The sequence below is a fragment of the Actomonas spartinae genome (assembly GCF_051209155.1).
Taxonomy (GTDB): Bacteria; Verrucomicrobiota; Verrucomicrobiia; order Opitutales; family Opitutaceae; genus Actomonas.
Genome location: NZ_JBPJGB010000001.1, coordinates 984,983 through 1,000,873, shown reverse-complemented (window position 1 = coordinate 1,000,873; position 15,891 = coordinate 984,983). Strand labels below are relative to the sequence as shown.

At 63.4% G+C, this 15,891-nt stretch carries 16 protein-coding genes and 1 tRNA gene; 8 read left to right on the top strand and 9 right to left on the bottom strand.

The features are described from left to right. Positions 1-77: 77 nt before the first annotated feature. Entirely contained in the window at positions 78-1,331 is a 1,254-nt protein-coding gene (locus AC0MRV_RS04025) for a sigma-54-dependent transcriptional regulator (RefSeq protein WP_472763147.1), read from the bottom strand. Between the two features lie 61 nt (positions 1,332-1,392). Next, on the bottom strand, positions 1,393-2,574 hold the full coding sequence (locus tag AC0MRV_RS04020; protein ID WP_472763146.1) for a type II secretion system F family protein: 1,182 nt from the start codon (positions 2,572-2,574) through the stop codon (positions 1,393-1,395). Positions 2,575-2,774: 200 nt separating this feature from the next. Between AC0MRV_RS04020 and AC0MRV_RS04015 the strand changes: the two genes are divergently transcribed. Both AC0MRV_RS04015 and AC0MRV_RS04010 read left to right on the top strand, forming a co-directional pair. Beyond that, positions 2,775-2,848: transfer RNA gene (locus AC0MRV_RS04015), tRNA-Gly, on the top strand. Positions 2,849-2,904: 56 nt separating this feature from the next. Continuing rightward, positions 2,905-3,633, top strand: a complete 729-nt coding sequence (locus AC0MRV_RS04010; protein ID WP_472763145.1) for an RsmE family RNA methyltransferase — start codon at positions 2,905-2,907, stop codon at positions 3,631-3,633. Here the strand turns inward: AC0MRV_RS04010 and AC0MRV_RS04005 are convergent. Next, on the bottom strand, positions 3,617-4,192 hold the full coding sequence (locus tag AC0MRV_RS04005; RefSeq protein WP_472763144.1) for an RsmD family RNA methyltransferase: 576 nt from the start codon (positions 4,190-4,192) through the stop codon (positions 3,617-3,619). The genes AC0MRV_RS04010 and AC0MRV_RS04005 overlap by 17 nt on opposite strands. Before the next feature lie 165 nt (positions 4,193-4,357). On the opposite strand from AC0MRV_RS04005, the gene AC0MRV_RS04000 reads away from it, so the two are divergent. The 5 genes from AC0MRV_RS04000 (at position 4,358) to AC0MRV_RS03980 (ending at position 9,477) form a co-directional block, all read left to right on the top strand. Then, positions 4,358-5,335, top strand: a complete 978-nt coding sequence (locus tag AC0MRV_RS04000) for an MBL fold metallo-hydrolase (RefSeq protein WP_472763143.1) — start codon at positions 4,358-4,360, stop codon at positions 5,333-5,335. A 175-nt stretch (positions 5,336-5,510) separates the two neighbouring features. Continuing rightward, positions 5,511-6,926 carry a hypothetical protein gene (locus AC0MRV_RS03995; protein WP_472763142.1) on the top strand — a complete coding sequence of 472 codons (1,416 nt, stop codon included), beginning with the start codon at positions 5,511-5,513 and terminating at the stop codon, positions 6,924-6,926. Beyond that, the gene (locus AC0MRV_RS03990; RefSeq protein WP_472763141.1) at positions 6,923-7,675 is read left to right on the top strand and encodes an MlaE family ABC transporter permease; all 753 of its coding nucleotides are present in this window, start codon (positions 6,923-6,925) and stop codon (positions 7,673-7,675) included. The genes AC0MRV_RS03995 and AC0MRV_RS03990 overlap by 4 nt, the downstream gene beginning before the upstream one ends. 6 nt (positions 7,676-7,681) lie before the next feature. Continuing rightward, positions 7,682-8,488 carry an ABC transporter ATP-binding protein gene (locus AC0MRV_RS03985; RefSeq protein WP_472763140.1) on the top strand — a complete coding sequence of 269 codons (807 nt, stop codon included), beginning with the start codon at positions 7,682-7,684 and terminating at the stop codon, positions 8,486-8,488. Continuing rightward, complete coding sequence (locus tag AC0MRV_RS03980; RefSeq protein WP_472763139.1) at positions 8,485-9,477, top strand: MlaD family protein; 993 nt, start codon at positions 8,485-8,487, stop codon at positions 9,475-9,477. Before AC0MRV_RS03985 ends, AC0MRV_RS03980 begins: the two co-directional genes overlap by 4 nt. Before the next feature lie 128 nt (positions 9,478-9,605). Here AC0MRV_RS03980 and AC0MRV_RS03975 read toward each other — a convergent pair whose 3' ends face one another. The 3 genes from AC0MRV_RS03975 to AC0MRV_RS03965 form a co-directional block, all read right to left on the bottom strand. Beyond that, complete coding sequence (locus AC0MRV_RS03975; RefSeq protein WP_472763138.1) at positions 9,606-10,055, bottom strand: vacuolar protein sorting-associated family 26 protein; 450 nt, start codon at positions 10,053-10,055, stop codon at positions 9,606-9,608. Positions 10,056-10,119: 64 nt separating this feature from the next. After that, a complete protein-coding gene (locus AC0MRV_RS03970; protein ID WP_472763137.1) occupies positions 10,120-10,626 on the bottom strand; it encodes a hypothetical protein in 507 nt (168 codons plus the stop codon). A gap of 120 nt (positions 10,627-10,746) precedes the next feature. Continuing rightward, on the bottom strand, positions 10,747-11,976 hold the full coding sequence (locus AC0MRV_RS03965; RefSeq protein ID WP_472763136.1) for an argininosuccinate synthase: 1,230 nt from the start codon (positions 11,974-11,976) through the stop codon (positions 10,747-10,749). Between the two features lie 163 nt (positions 11,977-12,139). Between AC0MRV_RS03965 and AC0MRV_RS03960 the strand changes: the two genes are divergently transcribed. Then, positions 12,140-12,622, top strand: coding sequence for a prepilin-type N-terminal cleavage/methylation domain-containing protein (locus tag AC0MRV_RS03960; protein WP_472763135.1), 483 nt, complete (start codon positions 12,140-12,142; stop codon positions 12,620-12,622). Here the strand turns inward: AC0MRV_RS03960 and argF are convergent. From argF to argB, 3 genes are all read right to left on the bottom strand, one after another. After that, positions 12,619-13,569, bottom strand: a complete 951-nt coding sequence (argF, locus tag AC0MRV_RS03955; RefSeq protein WP_472763134.1) for an ornithine carbamoyltransferase — start codon at positions 13,567-13,569, stop codon at positions 12,619-12,621. The genes AC0MRV_RS03960 and argF overlap by 4 nt on opposite strands. 94 nt (positions 13,570-13,663) lie before the next feature. Further along, positions 13,664-14,881 (bottom strand): aspartate aminotransferase family protein, encoded by a 1,218-nt coding sequence (locus AC0MRV_RS03950; protein WP_472763133.1) that lies wholly within the window; start codon positions 14,879-14,881, stop codon positions 13,664-13,666. A 120-nt stretch (positions 14,882-15,001) separates the two neighbouring features. Beyond that, a complete protein-coding gene (argB, locus tag AC0MRV_RS03945; RefSeq protein ID WP_472763132.1) occupies positions 15,002-15,883 on the bottom strand; it encodes an acetylglutamate kinase in 882 nt (293 codons plus the stop codon). Between the last annotated feature and the right edge of the window lie 8 nt (positions 15,884-15,891).

Below are 15,891 nucleotides of genomic sequence, written 5' to 3'. Positions count from 1 at the left end.
CGCAAGCGTGAACTCGGGTTCCCGGGCGCGCGGAACGAATCCACCCTGGCGGCGCCCTCCCTTACCGGCGGCCCGGATCAGGACAATTCAGCCGGATCGATTCCGAGCACGCGGCTGGCTTCGCCACGATCGCCGCGGCAGGCGTGCAGGACCATCTCGATGTATTGGCGACGTTGCTCGGCCAGGTGATCGGCCAGCGACGGCCACTGGCTCAACTCCTTGAGGCGAGTGGGCAATTGCTCCGCCGAGACCATTCGCGACTCACTGGTCGCCGCGATGCGGGTAACGACCTGGTTGAGCTCCAGAATGTTGCCCGGCCAACGGTAAGCCTCGAACACCTGCATGGCCTCGGGCGAAAACTCGATGAGCTTGGCGTCAAACTGCGGGTTGGTCGATTTTGCCAGAATGCTCCGGATGAGGTCCGGCAAATCCGCGATGTGCTTGCGCAGCGGCGGCAAGCTCACCGGCAGCGAGGCCACCCGGTAGAACAACTCGTCGTGGAACCGACCTTCGTCGGTCATCAGCTCCAGATCCTCCGCGGTCGTGCAGACAAGGCGGAAACGATGGGCGGTGTTGCGCAGGACACTCACGAGTTCCTGCTGCATCTCGAGAGGCAGCGCCTCCAGGCGTTCGAGCAACAGCGTGCCATCGCGGGCCTGTTGCACCCATTCGCCGCCAGCGCCGTTCTCCCCCATGAGGCCCTTGGCAAAATTGGTCTCGGAACTGAGCGCGCAGTCGATGCGCACGAGCTCCGCGCCCTCTTCGGCGCTGCCGAGGTGAAGCAGTTCGGCGATCGCCGCCTTCCCCGTGCCGGCCTCGCCTTGGAGCAAGACCGGGGTGCGCGCGGCGGCGAGGCGCTGCACCTGCTGGCGCAGGCGTTTCATCTCGGCACTGGAGCCGACGATGCGGGCCTCGATGTCGGCCTCCTCCACCTCCGGTGTGCTGGCGTTGGCGCGCCTGGCCTGGAACTCGCGAAACTCGATGCCGCGTCGCAGTGTGCTGATGAGCTCGTCGACCCGGAACGGTTTTTGCAGGTAGTCGAAGGCGCCGAACTTGAGCGCCTGGATCGCGCTCTCGGTGGAGGCGTAAGCGGTCATGATGATCACCACGGCGGTGGGATCGTAGGCCTTGAGCTGCTTGAGCAGCGTGATGCCGTCCATCGGCTTCATGTCGATGTCGGCCAGGACCAGGTCGAAGCGTTCCTCCTTGTAGCGCGCCAGACCTTTCTCGCCATCGGTGGCGAATGCCGTGGCGTATCCAGTGGGCTGGATAACCGCATCCAACATCTCGTGGATGGAGAGCAAATCGTCGACGATGAGAACGGAAGGCATAACGGGAGTGACAGCGGTCAGGTGAGAACCGCGGGTTTTTCAGCGAGGGCCATGCGGCGGGCTATTGCAAGCCGCCGGCCACCGCGCCGAGCTGGAAAATCGGAAGGAACATCGCCATGACGATACCACCGACCACCACACCGAGGAAAACGATCAACATCGGCTCGATCAGCGAGGTAAGTGAGGCCACAGTTGCTTCTGCCTCAGTATCATAGAAATCGGCGATTTTGTTCATCATGCCGTCCACGTTGCCCGTGGTTTCGCCCGCCTTGATCATGTGTTTCATCATCGGCGGGAAGAAGGGGTTGGAGGCCATGATCTCCGAAACCTGGCCGCCTTGGCTGACGTGTCGGGCTATTTCGACACAGGCGCCTTCGATCTGCACCTTGTTGGAGGCCGAGGATACGATTTCCAGGGTGCGCAGGATCGGCACGCCGGAACGCACCAGCGTCGCGTAGGTGCGGCAGAAGCGGGACAGTGCGATCTTGTGGATCAGGTTGCCAAAAATCGGCGCGCGCACGAGCGCCTTGTCCTTGATTTCGCGACCTTTGGGGGTCGCGACGACCTTTCGGAAGATCCAGACAAAGATGATACACCCGATGATGATGTAGATGATGTTCGCCTTCAGAAAATCCGACAGGTCGATGAGGAACTGGGTCGGTGCCGGGAGCTGTGCGCCGAAGTCCGCAAACATGTCGGCAAACACCGGGATGACGAAGATCAGCAGCACGTTCACGAGTGCGATGGCCAGACCGATGACCGCGATCGGATAGGTCATGGCCGACTTCACTTTCTTGGTGAGTTTCACACTGGCTTCGAAATACGAGGCCACCTTGCCCAAAATCTCCGACAACGCACCAGAGGCCTCACCGGCTTCAACCATCGAAACAAAGAGCGTGTTGAAGGCTTTGGGGAAGCGCTTCACCGCGGTGGAAAACGAATTACCGGCGGAGATCTCTCCGCGCACATCGCGAATCACGATGCGGAAAACCTGGTCTTCGGTCTGATCCTGCAAGGCTTCCAGACACTGCACCAGCGGCAGACCCGCGGTGAGCAGCGAAGAGAGCTGCTGGGTAAAGATGGCCAGCTCCTCCAGCGGCAGTTTGTAGTTCTTCGCTTTCTTTTCGTTGGCCTTCTGCTTCGCCAAATCCTGCGAAGCCCAGAAGCCTTCCTTCTTCGATTTTCCCGCCGGAGTTTTCTTGGAAGCCGCTGAACCCGAAGCGCCACTGGAAATGAAAGCCATTCCCCGAGCGAAAGGACTCCATCTCCACCCGGCAACTCCATTCCCCCGTCAAGAAAGTGCTAAAACGCAGCCGCTTCCGAGGCCCGCCATGGACGCCGGAGTCGCGTTTGGTCGACGCGGCGGCGGCCTGACAATTCACCGCCCGGCACCAAGCGCGGGCTTGACCCATGAAGGCAGCGGTCGATGCTTCCGCCCTCATCGCGGCTGTAGTTTAGTGGTAAAACCTCTGTCTTCCACACAGATGTCGTCGGTTCGATTCCGTCCAGCCGCACCAGCCTTCGCTCCCCGGAGGCGGGACTTCGGCTGGCGGGCCCAGCGGGAATCGGCGCCATGAATATCGTCCTCTTCGACCAGAGCGAACTCGACCAACCGCTCGCCCGCACGGACGAACGCGCGCAACACATCCTGCGGGTTCTGCGCCGCGACGTGGGCGACGAGCTCGACGTGGGCCTCCTCAACGGGCCGCGCGGCAAAGCCAAGGTCACCGCGATCGCAGCCGCGGCCGTCCAGCTCGCATTCGACTGGGCGCCGCCGCACCCGGCGCCGCCGCCGACCATCCTCATCATCGGGCTGCCACGGCCGCAGACCGCCCGCGACATCCTGCGCGACGCCACCACCTTGGGCGCGACCGCGCTCCACTTCGTCGCCACCGCACGCAGTGATCCGAATTATGCGACCAGTTCCTTGTGGCAAAAGGACGCGTGGCGGCGGCACGTGATCGCCGGCGCCGCCCAGGCTTTCGACACCCATCTGCCCGAGGTGACCTGGCACCACGATCTCGCCACCGCCCTGCAAAAAACCCCAGCCGGCGCGTCCCTCCTCTCGCTCGACAACTACGGTGCCGACACACCGCTGCACGCGACCAAACTCTCCGCGGCCAACGGCCCGGTTGTCCTGTGTCTGGGCCCCGAACGCGGTTGGGACGATCGCGACCGCGCCATCCTGGCCGAGCAGGGCGCGCAGCGGCGGCACCTCGGCGACCGGGTGCTGCGGTTGGAAACCGCGGTCACGGCTGCAATGACCTTGCTCAACGCCACCCGCGCTACGGCTGCCGACTGAAGACGGCCACCGAAGGCTGGCGCTTTCCCTTCCCCACCCGACGCACGCAGTCCCAGCCCGGCGGCGCGAGCTCCAGTTCTCCGGGCAACTCAAAGAGCACCAGCGGTGCCGCAGTGGCGTCGGTCCAACGTTCCGCCATGCGCGCGAAAAGCTTCGGCGCGACCGTTTCGATGATCGGATACGGCGGATCGATGAAAACGAGGTCCGGCGCCGCCTCCCTTTCCGGCCACGGAACCGTGAGCGCATCACCTGCCACCACCTGCAACTCACCATCGACCGTCCGCCCCAAGCTCCGGCACACCGCGGCCAGGTTCTGCTTCAACAACGCGACCGTGCGCCGGTGTTGCTCCACCCACATCCCGCCGACGGCGCCGCGACTCAGCGCCTCCAGCCCGTAGGCGCCGCTGCCGGCAAAGAGATCCAAAAAGCGCGCCCCCTCCACCCGCGCGCCGAGACTGGAGAACACGGCTTGGCGCATCCCGTCGGTCGCCGGTCGCACCGCGTCGCCCTTGGGGACCTGCAAGGTGATTCCTCTGGCCACGCCTCCACTGATTCGCATCGGCGCAGCGCACAGTTTCGTCGGCGGGTTGGCAAACGCGAAGCAAGGCGTCCCGCGTCATAAAAAACCGGCATGGGCCAATTTGCATAAAATCTGCGCTTCACCCCCGCGACGTAAGGAGACAACGTCCCGCCGGCTTCCGTCTCCCGCCTCCGCGCTCGTCCCATGGCTGCCTCCCGCACATTTCCCATCTCCGACCATTGCGATGGTCGCCGCTTCTTTAATCCCCGGTCGCACACGAACCGGTCGTGGCTGGATGTGCTGCGTTGGAAACTGACCTCGCGCGGCAGCGCCTGGCCGGCCTCGATCGAGGTCAAAACCCACCCGCTGCCGCCGGCTCCCACCGACGGCACGATCACCGCCACGTGGATCAACCACTCCTCGGTGCTGCTCCAAACCCGCCACGGCAACGTGCTCACCGACCCGGTGCTCAGCGAGCGCGTGAGTCCGTTTTCCTGGGCCGGCCCACAGCGCGTGCACCCGCCCGGGGTCGCTTGGGACGATCTGCCGCCGATTCGCGTCATCCTGCTCAGCCACGACCACTACGACCACTGCGACGCGCCCACCCTGCGCCGTTTCGCGGCGTTGCCGGAACCGCCGTTGGTGATCACGCCGCTGGGCAACGGCGCGCTGCTGCGCCGATTCGGATTTACCGACGACCGGATCGTCGAGCTGGACTGGTGGGAGGCCCACGAGATCGGAGCCGGCTTCCACGTGCGGGCCACCCCTGCCCGCCACTGGAGCAACCGTCTCAGCGGCAGCCGCAACCATCGCCTGTGGTCGGGATTCTTCATCCACGCCGGCGGCCGCACCGTGTTCTACACCGGTGACACCGCGTGGGATGATCACTTTTTCGGCGATGTGCGCGAGCGCTGCGGCCCACCGGATCTCGCCCTCATCCCGATCGGGGCTTACGAACCTCGTTGGTTCATGGCCGAACAACACTGCAATCCAGCCGAGGCCGTCCGCATCCACCGGACTGTGGGCGCCTCCCGCAGTATCGGCATCCACTGGGGCTCCTTTCAGCTCACCGACGAAGCGATCGACGCTCCGGTCAAAGCGCTGCGGGAGGCGCTCGCCGAAATCGGGGTGCCGGAACGCATGTTTCGCACGCTCGAACCGGGAGAATCGCTCGCGGTCTGAACCGCTTCACCGGATTTGCGCACCTTTGCGTAGAGTCCGTTTTCACCCCGTCCGCTAAAATTCGAGGTGAAGTGCCCGCTGTCGGTTGCGTTTAGGGAACCTGCTACATAGTTAGGTGCCTAATTAAATGTCTCGCGGGATGCTTTCCGGCCCTTCGAGACTCTCTTTCCAATCCATGCTTCATCACATCTGCCGCCCCGTTTCACGGTTGGGTGCGCTGGCCCTCGCGGTCGGCGCGCTGGGGCTGGCGGCTGAGCCGAAGCCGGCCGTCGATGTCGGGCCCTTCTGGTTTCGCGGCCCGACCAGCGAGGGTCACACCGTGACCGGTTTTCGCCCGCTGTGGGACGAAGTGCGAAATCAAAAGGGCGAGCTGATCTCCACGAGCTTCCTGTATCCGCTGTGGCATCGCGAGGTGACTCCCGCCGCCGAGAATGATCGTTGGTCGTTCTTCAACCTCATCAACCACGAGCGCAGCGACGCGACCGGCGTGACTCGTTTCGACGCCTGGCCCTTTTACTTCTCGCGGGACAGCGAAGTGGAGGCCGAGGATGACTACCACGCGCTGTTCCCGCTCTACGGCGACATCCCGCAACGTTTTGGCCAGGACCGCCTGCAGTTTGCGTTGTTTCCGCTCTACGGTCGCTTCGAAAAGGGCGACGTCGTCACGACCACGACCCCGTGGCCCTTCATCAAAACGATCAGTGGCGAGGAACAACGCGGCTTTGAGTTCTGGCCGCTCGGCGGCCATCGCGCGGCGCTCGACGGCGGCTATGCGGAGAGTTTTGCCGTCTGGCCACTCTACTATCGCAAACGCACCGGCCCGGTCGATGCGCCGGTGAAACTGCAGACGGGATTCCTGCCTTTCTACGCCCTCGACCGCTCCGAGGGTTACGTGAGCGAAACCTATCTGTGGCCATTTTTTGGATACGTCGATCGCACCGATCCCTATCGCTACCACGCTACCCACTACCTGTGGCCGCTGTGGGTGCAGGGCCGCGGTGAGAACCGCACCGTCAATCGCTGGGCGCCGTTCTACTCCCATTCCGAAATCCGCGGACACAAGAAGACCTGGATCATGTGGCCGTTGTGGCGCGAGGCCATGTGGCGCGACCGGACCTTGGCCCACCACCGTCGCCAGTTGCTCTACTTTCTCTACCATTCGGATGTGCAGACGAGCCTCGCCAATCCCGACGCCCCGCCCGCGTCCAAAACCCACCTCTGGCCGCTTTTCAGCGCCTGGGACAACGGGGCCGGGCGCAAGCAGGTGCAGGTGCTAAGCCCCATCGAAGTCTTCCTCCCACACAACGAACGCACCCGCCGACTGTGGACGCCCCTCTTTGCGCTTTATCGCTACGACGCCGACGAAAACGCCGATCGAGTCGAACACAGCCTGCTCTGGAATCTCCTGCGTTGGCGCCGCGACCGCGAACAGCGCGCTCACACCCTCAGCCTTGGGCCGCTTCTTTCCTTTTCCACCGCCCCGGGCGAAAAACGCCTGTCGATTTTGGCCGGCAAGTTCGGCGTCTCCTTCGACGGCGAGCTCCACGCCTGGGCGCCCGCCAAAGCTTCTTCCACCGCCTCAGCACCATGACGCGCATCCACAACTTCTTCGAGGCCTTCGGCAGCGGACTGGTCATGACCTGGCGTGCCTTTGTCATGTTGCCCGCCGCCCCTCGCATCCTCAAACGCACCGCCGAACAGGGTTACATGGCCGGCTACGCTTCGCTGCCCATTGTCAGCGTGCTGTGCTTCTTCATCGGCGCCGTGCTGGCGCTGCAGGCCGGCATCAGTTTCCGCGACTTCGGCGCCAAGGAACTCATCGGCGCGCTCGTCGGCGAATCCATGGCCCGCGAACTCGGCCCGGTCATGGTCGCCATCCTGCTGGCCGGTCGCGTCGGCAGCGCCGTGACCGCCGAGCTCGCGTCCATGCGCGTGAACTCCGAGGTGGACGCGCTGATCACGATGAACATCCCGCCGGAGCGCCTGCTCGTGCTGCCGCGGCTCCTCGCGGTGTTGCTCATCATGCCGGTCCTTACGATCCTGGCCAATCTCATCGGTTGGTTCGGCGGCGCGGTGGTCTGCGAATACGTCGCCTTCATCGGCATCTCCGGCGATCAATTCTTCCGCGCGCTGCAGGAGTTCGTCTCCCGCAAGGACATCCTGGATGGCATCATCAAAGCTGAGATCTTCGGCTTCGTGATCATGATGATCGCCTGCAACACCGGCCTGCGCACCCGCGGCGGTCCGCGCGAAATCGGTCTCGCCGTCACCAAGTCGGTGGTGCTGTCGCTCATCGCGATCCTGACCCTCGACTACTTCATCACCAAGCTCCTCGCCTAAGCCGCCATGCCTCTCTCCCGCACTCCTTTTCCCGAGCGTGCTGATCGCGGTCCCGTCGCGGTCAACATCGACGGCGTGGCGAAGCGCTACGGCTCGCAGCAGGTGTTGGAAGACATCTCGTTCCAGGTGGAACCCGGCGAGATCTTCGTGATCATGGGCCCCAGCGGCTCCGGCAAGAGCGTCTTGCTGCGCCACATCGCCGGACTCGAGGTGCCCACCGCCGGCACGATCGACATCAACGGTCACGACCCGACGCTGCCCGAGACGCGCAACCGTTTCGCCCTCGCGCTGGTCTTCCAATCCGGCGCCCTGCTCAACTCCCTCTCCGTCTACGACAACCTCGCGCTTTATCCGCTCGAGCACATGCTTTGCCCGAAGAAAGAGATTCACGACCGCGTGATGCGGGCGCTGCGTATCCTCTCGATCGAGCACGCCGCGCAGAAAATGCCTTCCGAACTTTCCGGCGGCATGCGCAAACGCGTCGCCATCGCCCGCGCCCTCGTGATGGAGCCGCAGGTGCTGCTCTACGACGAACCGACTTCGGAGCTCGATCCGATCATGTCGGCCACCATCGCCGAAATCATCGCGAACCTGCGCGAAGAATACGCGGTCACCAGCATCGTCGTCTCTCACGATCGCGACCTGTCGCTCACCATCGCCGACCGCGTGGCCCTGCTGCACCAGGGCCGCACCGCCATCGTCGCTCCGCCTGCCGACCTGCGGGCGAGCGAGGACCCCATCGTCACCGAATTTCTCAATCCGCGAATCGATATCGCCAATCCCCGTTTCAAATCCCTGGAGGCCTCATCATGAACAATGCCCAAATGTCAGCCCGTGTGGGGCTGTTTTTCCTACTCGGACTCGCCCTCATCTGGGTGACCTTCGAAGCCCTCTCCGGCAACGCACTGGACTCCGACAAGTCCTACGAACTCACCGCCCGCTTCGCCACGATCAAGGAGCTGAAGTCCGGCGACGAAGTGCGCATGGCCGGCGTCGCCGTGGGCATCGTCAAGGAAACGCGCCTCAACGGCCGCTTCGCCGAGGCCGTGCTGCAGATCAGCGACACCGTCGACGTGCCGTCCGACTCCGTCGCCACCATCGCGATGTCGGGTTTGTTGGGCAGCAACTACGTCTCCCTCACGCTCGGCGCCGGCGAGGCCCCGACGATCGAACCGGGCAGCGTGCTGCGTTCGCAGGACACACCGGACCTCAACACCGTCGTTTCCCAGATCGGCGAAGTCGGTCGCAAGGTGGAGCAGGCGCTCAGCCAGTTCACCGGCGCGCTCGGCACCGACGGTTCGAGCGACAGCCTGATGGGCAAGCTTGGCACCATGGTCGACGAAAACGGCTCCCGGATTGCGACCATCACCACCAACCTGGAAGTCGTCTCGCAACGGCTGAAGGACGGCGAAGGCACGCTCGGCAAGCTCCTGTCCGACGACGCCGGCTATACCGAGTTGATCGCCGCGATTGAAGAAATCCGCGGCGCCGCCGCCGAGGCCCGCACCTTCATGAGCGACGCGCAGGGTCTCGTCGCGCAGGTCAAGGAGGGCAACGGCACGCTCGGCACCCTGCTCTACGACGACAGCATCGCGGAGAACATTCGCGTCACGTCCGAGAACCTGAAGGCGCTCTCGACCAAACTGAACAGTGGCGAAGGCACGCTCGGCCGCCTCATCAACGACGACAGCCTGTTTATCGAGGCGCAAAACGCGGTGCAGAAGGTGAATCGCGCTGTCGACGGCATGGCCGACCAAGGCCCGATCACCGCCGTGGGCGTCGCCGCAAATTCGCTGTTCTAAGCAACTCCCTGTTCCGCCACTGAAGCCGGGGTCGTCACCCCCGGCTTTTTTGTATCAGGGAGTTGGTTACGGACGAACCGGGGTCAACGACTCCGGCTACAGCGTTCCATCCCGGATCGGACGCCAGGCTACTGGGTGAGCGTCGCGATGAACTCCCAGCTGGTGCGCTTGCCGCCGGTGGTGGTGGCCATGCCTTCCCACGTGGTCTTGCCGTCGGCGTGTTTGATCTCGCCGCGATATTCGACCCGCACGCGTTCGTTATCCACCCAGCGATAGGTGGTGATCCACACGCGGCCGTTCTTGTTGCTGAAGTAGCCGCGCTCCGGGCGTGGTTCGCTCGGCCAGCGCAGGGAAAAGGAGCCATCGGCCCACTGCGACTCCCCGACCGACACCTGCTGAATGACGAAGCGCTCCGAATTCCGCGGGTTCATGAGCGCCGGGGTTTCGTCGATGATGGTCCAAATCCCTTTGAGCGAGTCCTCCATTTGCGCGCCGGCCAGGGCGGTCAGCCCCAGAAACGCCATCGTCAAAACGACGCGACGGAGGAAGGCGGCGGGGTGGAACAGGGGCAGGTTCATGGCCGCAGGCTACGCCAAACCGCGGCGCTTTGTCCCGCGCGAATTTCGGCCGGCCCGCGGGGCCTCAATCCGCCGACTCCCGCGGCGAGTAAAGCCCGTCGAAGGCCGTCGACCACGTGGCGCCGCCGTCTTCGCTGACTTCCCAGTGTTGGCGCACGGTGCCGTCGGCGTTGGGCGTCCAGGTGATCCGATCAGTTACCGTCGAACCATCCGGCTGCACGCGGTCGCCCTGCAGGACCATCGCACCGGTTTCGTTCAATCCACCGGTGAGGTGCAGCGAAAGGCCGGTCACATCGACCCAATACTGCTCCCAGCGCTTCGCCGGCGCGTTGTAGAGGTTGAAGCTGTGCCCGGCGTAGGCACCGGGAGTCGTGTAATTCTCCTGCAGCACCCGGCCGCCGAGGATGGGTTCAATGCGGTTATAACCCGCGACTTTGCCCTTCGCGGTCACTTCCCAGTCCCCGATCCAAAAATCAAAATCGTGAATCTCCGCCGGCGGCGCGGGCGGAGCACTTTGGGCGAAGGTCCAGGCGGCAAGGCTCGCGAACAACAGGGGCAGAAATCGGCGCATACTCGTGAGTTTGGATCCCGACTTCACACGTTCCAGTCGGAAGCACGCCCAGACCGGTTTGAACCCAAAAAAGCCGGGCTCCGCCAACGGCGAAGCCCGGCCAAAGATTGCGAGCCGACCTCAGTCCTGCTTCGGGCCGCCCTGCGCGAGGGCGCGGGCGCGGAGACGCAGACCGTTGAGGCGGATGAAGCCGGTGGCGTCGTTCTGGTTATACCAGCTCTGCACGCCTTCCATCGACGCGATGTTCTCGTCGTAGAGGCTATACTTCGATTTGCGGCCGACGGTGATGATGTTGCCCTTGTAGAGCTTGAGGCGAACGGTGCCGGTCACGCAGTCCTGGCTCTTGTCCACGAGGGCCTGCAGCGCTTCGCGCTCGGGGGCGAACCAGAAACCGTAGTAGACCAACTCGGCATACTTCGGGATGAGGCTGTCGCGCAGATGCATGAGGTCGCGGTCCATGGTGAGCGACTCCACCTGGCGGTGGGCCTGCATGAGGATCGTGCCGCCCGGGGTCTCGTAGACGCCGCGGGATTTCATGCCGACGAAGCGGTTCTCGACCAAGTCGACGCGGCCGATGCCGTGCTTGCCACCAAGGGCGTTGAGGGTCTTGAGCACCTTGCCCGGGGTCATCTTCTTGCCGTTGACCCGCACGCAGTTGCCCTGCTCGAAATCGAGTTCAACATACTCGGGCTTGTCCGGCGCGTCCTCGGGGGAAACGGACAGCTTGAACATGTCCTTGTTGGCCTTGGTGGTCGGATCGAACCACGGGTCTTCCAGGATGCCGGCCTCGTAGGAGATGTGCAGGAGGTTGCGGTCCATCGAGTAAGGCTTCTTGGCAGAGGCCTCGACCGGGATCTTGTGGTCACGGCAGTAGTTGATCATCTCCGTGCGGCCCGGGAAGGCCTCGCGGTAGTTGTCCATCTTCCACGGCGCGATGATGGTGAGGTCCGGAGCGAGCGCCATGTAGGTGAGCTCAAAACGGCACTGGTCGTTGCCCTTGCCGGTGGCGCCGTGGGCGACGGTATCCGCATTTTCCTTACGCGCGATGTCCACCTGCGCCTTGGCGATGAGCGGACGGGCGATCGAGGTGCCGAGGTAATATTGACCCTCGTAGATCGCGTTGGCGCGGATCATCGGGTAGATGTAGTCGGACGCAAATTCCTCGACGAGGTTGAGCGTGTAGTGCTTCGAGGCGCCGGTCTTGCGCGCCTTGGCACTGAGGCCTTTCAGCTCCTCTTCCTGGCCGACGTCGGCCGCAAAAGTAACGATTTCGGCTCCGTAAGTTTCCTTGAGCCATTTGACGATGACCGAGGTGTCGAGGCCACCCGAGTATGCGAGGACGATTTTCATGAGTAAAAGGACGGACGTTTTACGCCGCTCCACCAGCGGCCTGCAAAGTATTTTCCGGAAACCGCCCGCACCGTGGTCGGCGGAAATTCACCATTCGTTGACGCACTGCAGTATTGGCAAATCAATGGCCATAAACAAACATCGCGGCCGTCTCGCGAATACCATGCGCGCCTCCCCCCCCCTTTCCCCGTCCCACCGCGACCGTCGGTCTGCATTTACCCTCGTGGAGATCATGATTGTGGTGGTGATCATCGGGCTGCTGGCCGCGTTGGCGATTCCAGCTTTCAACCGCGTGCGCCAGAAGGCGAGAGTGACTACCTTCATCAACGATCTGCGGATCGGGAAAGATGCCTTCGAAACCTACGCGCTGGAAACTGGCGGGTGGCCGCCGGACGGCGCGGCGGCCATGCCCACTGAAATGAGCGGTTACATGAACCTCAATCGCTGGGGTCAAACGACCTCGCTGGGCGGCAACTGGGACTGGGACCTCAACCAATTTGGCTACGCGGCCGGCCTGTCCGTGTATCAACCCAACGCGGATGATACGGTCATGCAGACGGTCGACGCCGCGATCGATGACGGCGACTTGAATGCGGGTTCCTTCCGCAAACGCGCCGACGGCTACATCCTCGTGCTGGAATTTTAGGCGCGGGGCCTCTGCGCCAACACCGCCATGATCGCCTTCTGGGTGTGCAGCCGGTTCTCGGCTTGGTCGAAGATGATGCTGCGCGGGTTGTCCAACACACCTTGGGTGACTTCCTCATCCGGGTGCGCCGGCAAGCAGTGCATGAACAGCGCGTCGGGTTTGGCGGCGGCGAAGAGTTCCTCGGTCACCTGGTAGGGTGTCATCTGCACGACGCGGGCTTTGGTTTCCTCTTCCTTGCCCATGCTCACCCACACGTCGGTGTAAACGACATCGGCGTCTTTCACCGCTTCGAAGGGATCGGTGGTAAAGGAGTAAATGTCTTCGCTGAAACCCTCCTTGGCCACGAGGTCCTTGATTTCCTGACCGGGTGCGAACTCGGCCGGACCGGCCAAGGCGCAGTGCATGCCAAAGAGGCCCGCGCCGAGAATCCAGGAGTTGGCCATGTTGCAGGCTGTGTCGCCGAGGAAGGCAATCTTGCGGCCCTTGAGCGAGGCCATCAGGTCGCCCCCCGGCGCAGCCCACCGCTCCGCCATGGTGAAGGCGTCGGTGTAGATCTGGCAGGGATGGAGGAAATCGGTCAACGCGTTGATCACCGGCACCGAGCCCGCCGCCGCGAGGCGCTCCACATCACTGTGGTCGTAGGTGCGAACAATCAGCCCGTGCACGAATCGCGACAACACTTTGGCGGTGTCCTCGATCGACTCTCCGCGACCGAGCTGGATGTCGTTGCGATTCAGAAAGAGCGGGTTGCCCCCCAGCTCGTGGATGCCGACCTCGAACGACACGCGCGTGCGGGTGCTGGACTTGGAAAAGATCAAGGCCCACGTCTGCCCCGCCAAAACCGGCGGTGTGTGCCGCCCGCGCTTGGCTTTGAGGTCGCGGGCCAATGCGAAGACCTCGGCCGCTTCATGGGCCTTCAGGTCGGTCTCTTTGAGGAAGTGCTTCATGGGGAAAAGGGCCAAACTTGGCAAACGGGCGGGTCCGTCGCCAGCGTAAAACCCACCTCCGGACGTGACGGTTCGATGGCGCGTTTGGCGACGATCAGCGGCGCGCCGCCAGCACTTGGTCGATCACCAAAACGGCGCGCTCAAGTTCGGCCACGGTGGCGTTGAGCGGCGGCAGCAGACGCACGACGTTGCCGCCGGCCATCGGCACGAGCAGGCCCGCATCGCGCAATGCCCCCACCCACGCGGCGGCATCGTCCTTCATCTGCAGACCGACCATGAAACCCAGACCGCGCACGCCTTCGAGATGCTGCGGAAACTTGGCCACCAGCCCTTGTAACTGCTGGTGCCAGACGACGCTGGCCTTCGTGACATGGGCCAGCAGATCCTCGCGCTCGATGATATCGAGCACCGCCAAAGCCGCCGCGCAGGCCAAGGGCGTGCCGCCAAAGGTCGTGCCGTGTGAGCCCGGTTTGAAGAGGTCCGACGAGCCTTCGCTGATCCACACGGCGCCGATCGGAAAACCGCCCCCGAGGCCCTTGGCCATGCCGATGGCGTCCGGCCGCACGTCGGCCTGTTCGTAGGCGTAGAACGTTCCGGTCCGGCCAATGCCGCATTGCACCTCGTCGAGCATGAGCAGCAGGTTGTGCTCGTTGCAGAGCTTGCGCAGGCCGCGCAGGAATTCCGGGGTGGCCGGATTTACGCCGCCCTCACCCTGAATCGTTTCGATGAAGATCGCCGCCGTGTTCTCGTCGATGAGATCGGCGAAGCTTTGCAGGTCGTTGAGTTTGCCGAAGGCGAATCCCGGCACCAAAGGACGGAAGCCGCCCTGAATCTTTTCCTGCGGCGTCGCGCTCATGCCGCCGAAGGTGCGACCGTGAAACGCCTTCTCCGCGCAGAGAACTTTGTAGCACTTGCCTTCCTCGCCGCCGGCCTTCTTCCGTCCGTGCAAGCGGGCGAGTTTCAGCAAGGCCTCGTTGGCCTCGGCGCCACTGTTGCAAAAAAACACCCGGCCCGGTCCGGCCCGATTCACCAAACGACGGGCGAGTTCACCTTGGTTCGGATTGCGAAACAGGTTGCTGACGTGGATCAGCTCACCGGCCTGCCGCTGCACTTGACCGACCCAGTGGGGATGGCAGTGACCGAGCGCGCTGACCGCGATGCCGGAGGTAAAATCGAGATACTCGCGCCCCGCGTCATCCCAGACCTTGGCGCCCTTGCCGCGCACGAGCGTGATCGGGGCGCGACCGTAGTTTTGCACGACGTAAGCGTCGTAATGCTCGGCGGTGGACGGGCGGGTAATCTCAGCGGACATGGGAATTTTCGATTTTTGAGTCTGGAATTTCGATCACCGGAATCGATGGACCATCGATCTAACGGTTTCGCGTGTTCGCGCCGCCAATCGAAAATCGAGATTCCAAAATCAAAAATCCGGTCAACCGTGCACGATTTCGGTGCCGATGCCTTTGTCGGTGAAGATCTCGAGCAACAGGGAGTGCGGGAGCCGGCCGTCGATGAAGTGGACCCGGTGCACCCCATCCTGGAGCGCGCGCATGGCCCCGCCCACTTTGGGCAACATGCCTTTGCTGATGACGCCGGACTCCCGCAGGCCGTCGACCTCCGAAATTTTGAGCGTCGAGATGAGCGACTTGGGATCGGCCGGATCGCTCAGCAGCCCGGGGACGTCGCTCATGTAGACCAAACGCCGGGCGCGCAGGGCGCTCGCGACACGACCGGCCGCCATGTCGGCATTCACGTTGTGGGGATGCCCCTCATGGTCGATCGCCACCGGAGAAATCACCGGGATGAGGCCGTCGGCAATCGCCTTCTTGATGAGCTTCACTTTCACCTCGGTGACCTCGCCCACGTAACCGAGATCGATCGGGTTGCCTTCCTCATCCTGTTGCAACTTGCGACACAGGAGCACCTCGTCGCCGGGCATGCCCTTGGGTTTGCCCCGAGCCTCGGTGATCGCGGTGCAAACCTCCGGATTCACCACTTCGTTGAGGGTGCGACGCACGATGTTGACCGTCGCTTCGTCAGTCACCCGCATGCCGCCGATAAACGTCGCCTGCAGACCCGACTCGGCCATGGCCTTGGTGATCGCTTTGCCACCGCCGTGCACGACCACCGTGTTGATGCCACAGGCTGCAAAAAAGGCGATGTCGTAGGCAACCCGACTGCGCACCTCCGGATTCGGATCGTCCATGAAACTGCCGCCGTATTTCACCACGAAGGTGGAACCACGGAAGTTCTGAATGTAGGGCAGGGCCTCGAGCAGGACCTTGGCCTTGGCGGTAATTTCTTCGACGTTCATGGCGAGCG

Coding starts and splice junctions, on each gene's coding strand:
- AC0MRV_RS03980 (WP_472763139.1), top strand. CDS start 8,485: ATGAACAATGCCCAAATGTCAGCCCGTGTGGGGCTGTTTTTCCTACTC.
- AC0MRV_RS03975 (WP_472763138.1), bottom strand. CDS start 10,055: ATGAACCTGCCCCTGTTCCACCCCGCCGCCTTCCTCCGTCGCGTCGTT.
- AC0MRV_RS03995 (WP_472763142.1), top strand. CDS start 5,511: ATGCTTCATCACATCTGCCGCCCCGTTTCACGGTTGGGTGCGCTGGCC.
- AC0MRV_RS03960 (WP_472763135.1), top strand. CDS start 12,140: ATGCGCGCCTCCCCCCCCCTTTCCCCGTCCCACCGCGACCGTCGGTCT.
- AC0MRV_RS03950 (WP_472763133.1), bottom strand. CDS start 14,881: ATGTCCGCTGAGATTACCCGCCCGTCCACCGCCGAGCATTACGACGCT.
- AC0MRV_RS04010 (WP_472763145.1), top strand. CDS start 2,905: ATGAATATCGTCCTCTTCGACCAGAGCGAACTCGACCAACCGCTCGCC.
- argB (WP_472763132.1), bottom strand. CDS start 15,883: ATGAACGTCGAAGAAATTACCGCCAAGGCCAAGGTCCTGCTCGAGGCC.
- AC0MRV_RS03990 (WP_472763141.1), top strand. CDS start 6,923: ATGACGCGCATCCACAACTTCTTCGAGGCCTTCGGCAGCGGACTGGTC.
- AC0MRV_RS04005 (WP_472763144.1), bottom strand. CDS start 4,192: ATGCGAATCAGTGGAGGCGTGGCCAGAGGAATCACCTTGCAGGTCCCC.
- AC0MRV_RS04025 (WP_472763147.1), bottom strand. CDS start 1,331: ATGCCTTCCGTTCTCATCGTCGACGATTTGCTCTCCATCCACGAGATG.
- AC0MRV_RS04020 (WP_472763146.1), bottom strand. CDS start 2,574: ATGGCTTTCATTTCCAGTGGCGCTTCGGGTTCAGCGGCTTCCAAGAAA.
- AC0MRV_RS04000 (WP_472763143.1), top strand. CDS start 4,358: ATGGCTGCCTCCCGCACATTTCCCATCTCCGACCATTGCGATGGTCGC.
- argF (WP_472763134.1), bottom strand. CDS start 13,569: ATGAAGCACTTCCTCAAAGAGACCGACCTGAAGGCCCATGAAGCGGCC.
- AC0MRV_RS03985 (WP_472763140.1), top strand. CDS start 7,682: ATGCCTCTCTCCCGCACTCCTTTTCCCGAGCGTGCTGATCGCGGTCCC.
- AC0MRV_RS03965 (WP_472763136.1), bottom strand. CDS start 11,976: ATGAAAATCGTCCTCGCATACTCGGGTGGCCTCGACACCTCGGTCATC.
- AC0MRV_RS03970 (WP_472763137.1), bottom strand. CDS start 10,626: ATGCGCCGATTTCTGCCCCTGTTGTTCGCGAGCCTTGCCGCCTGGACC.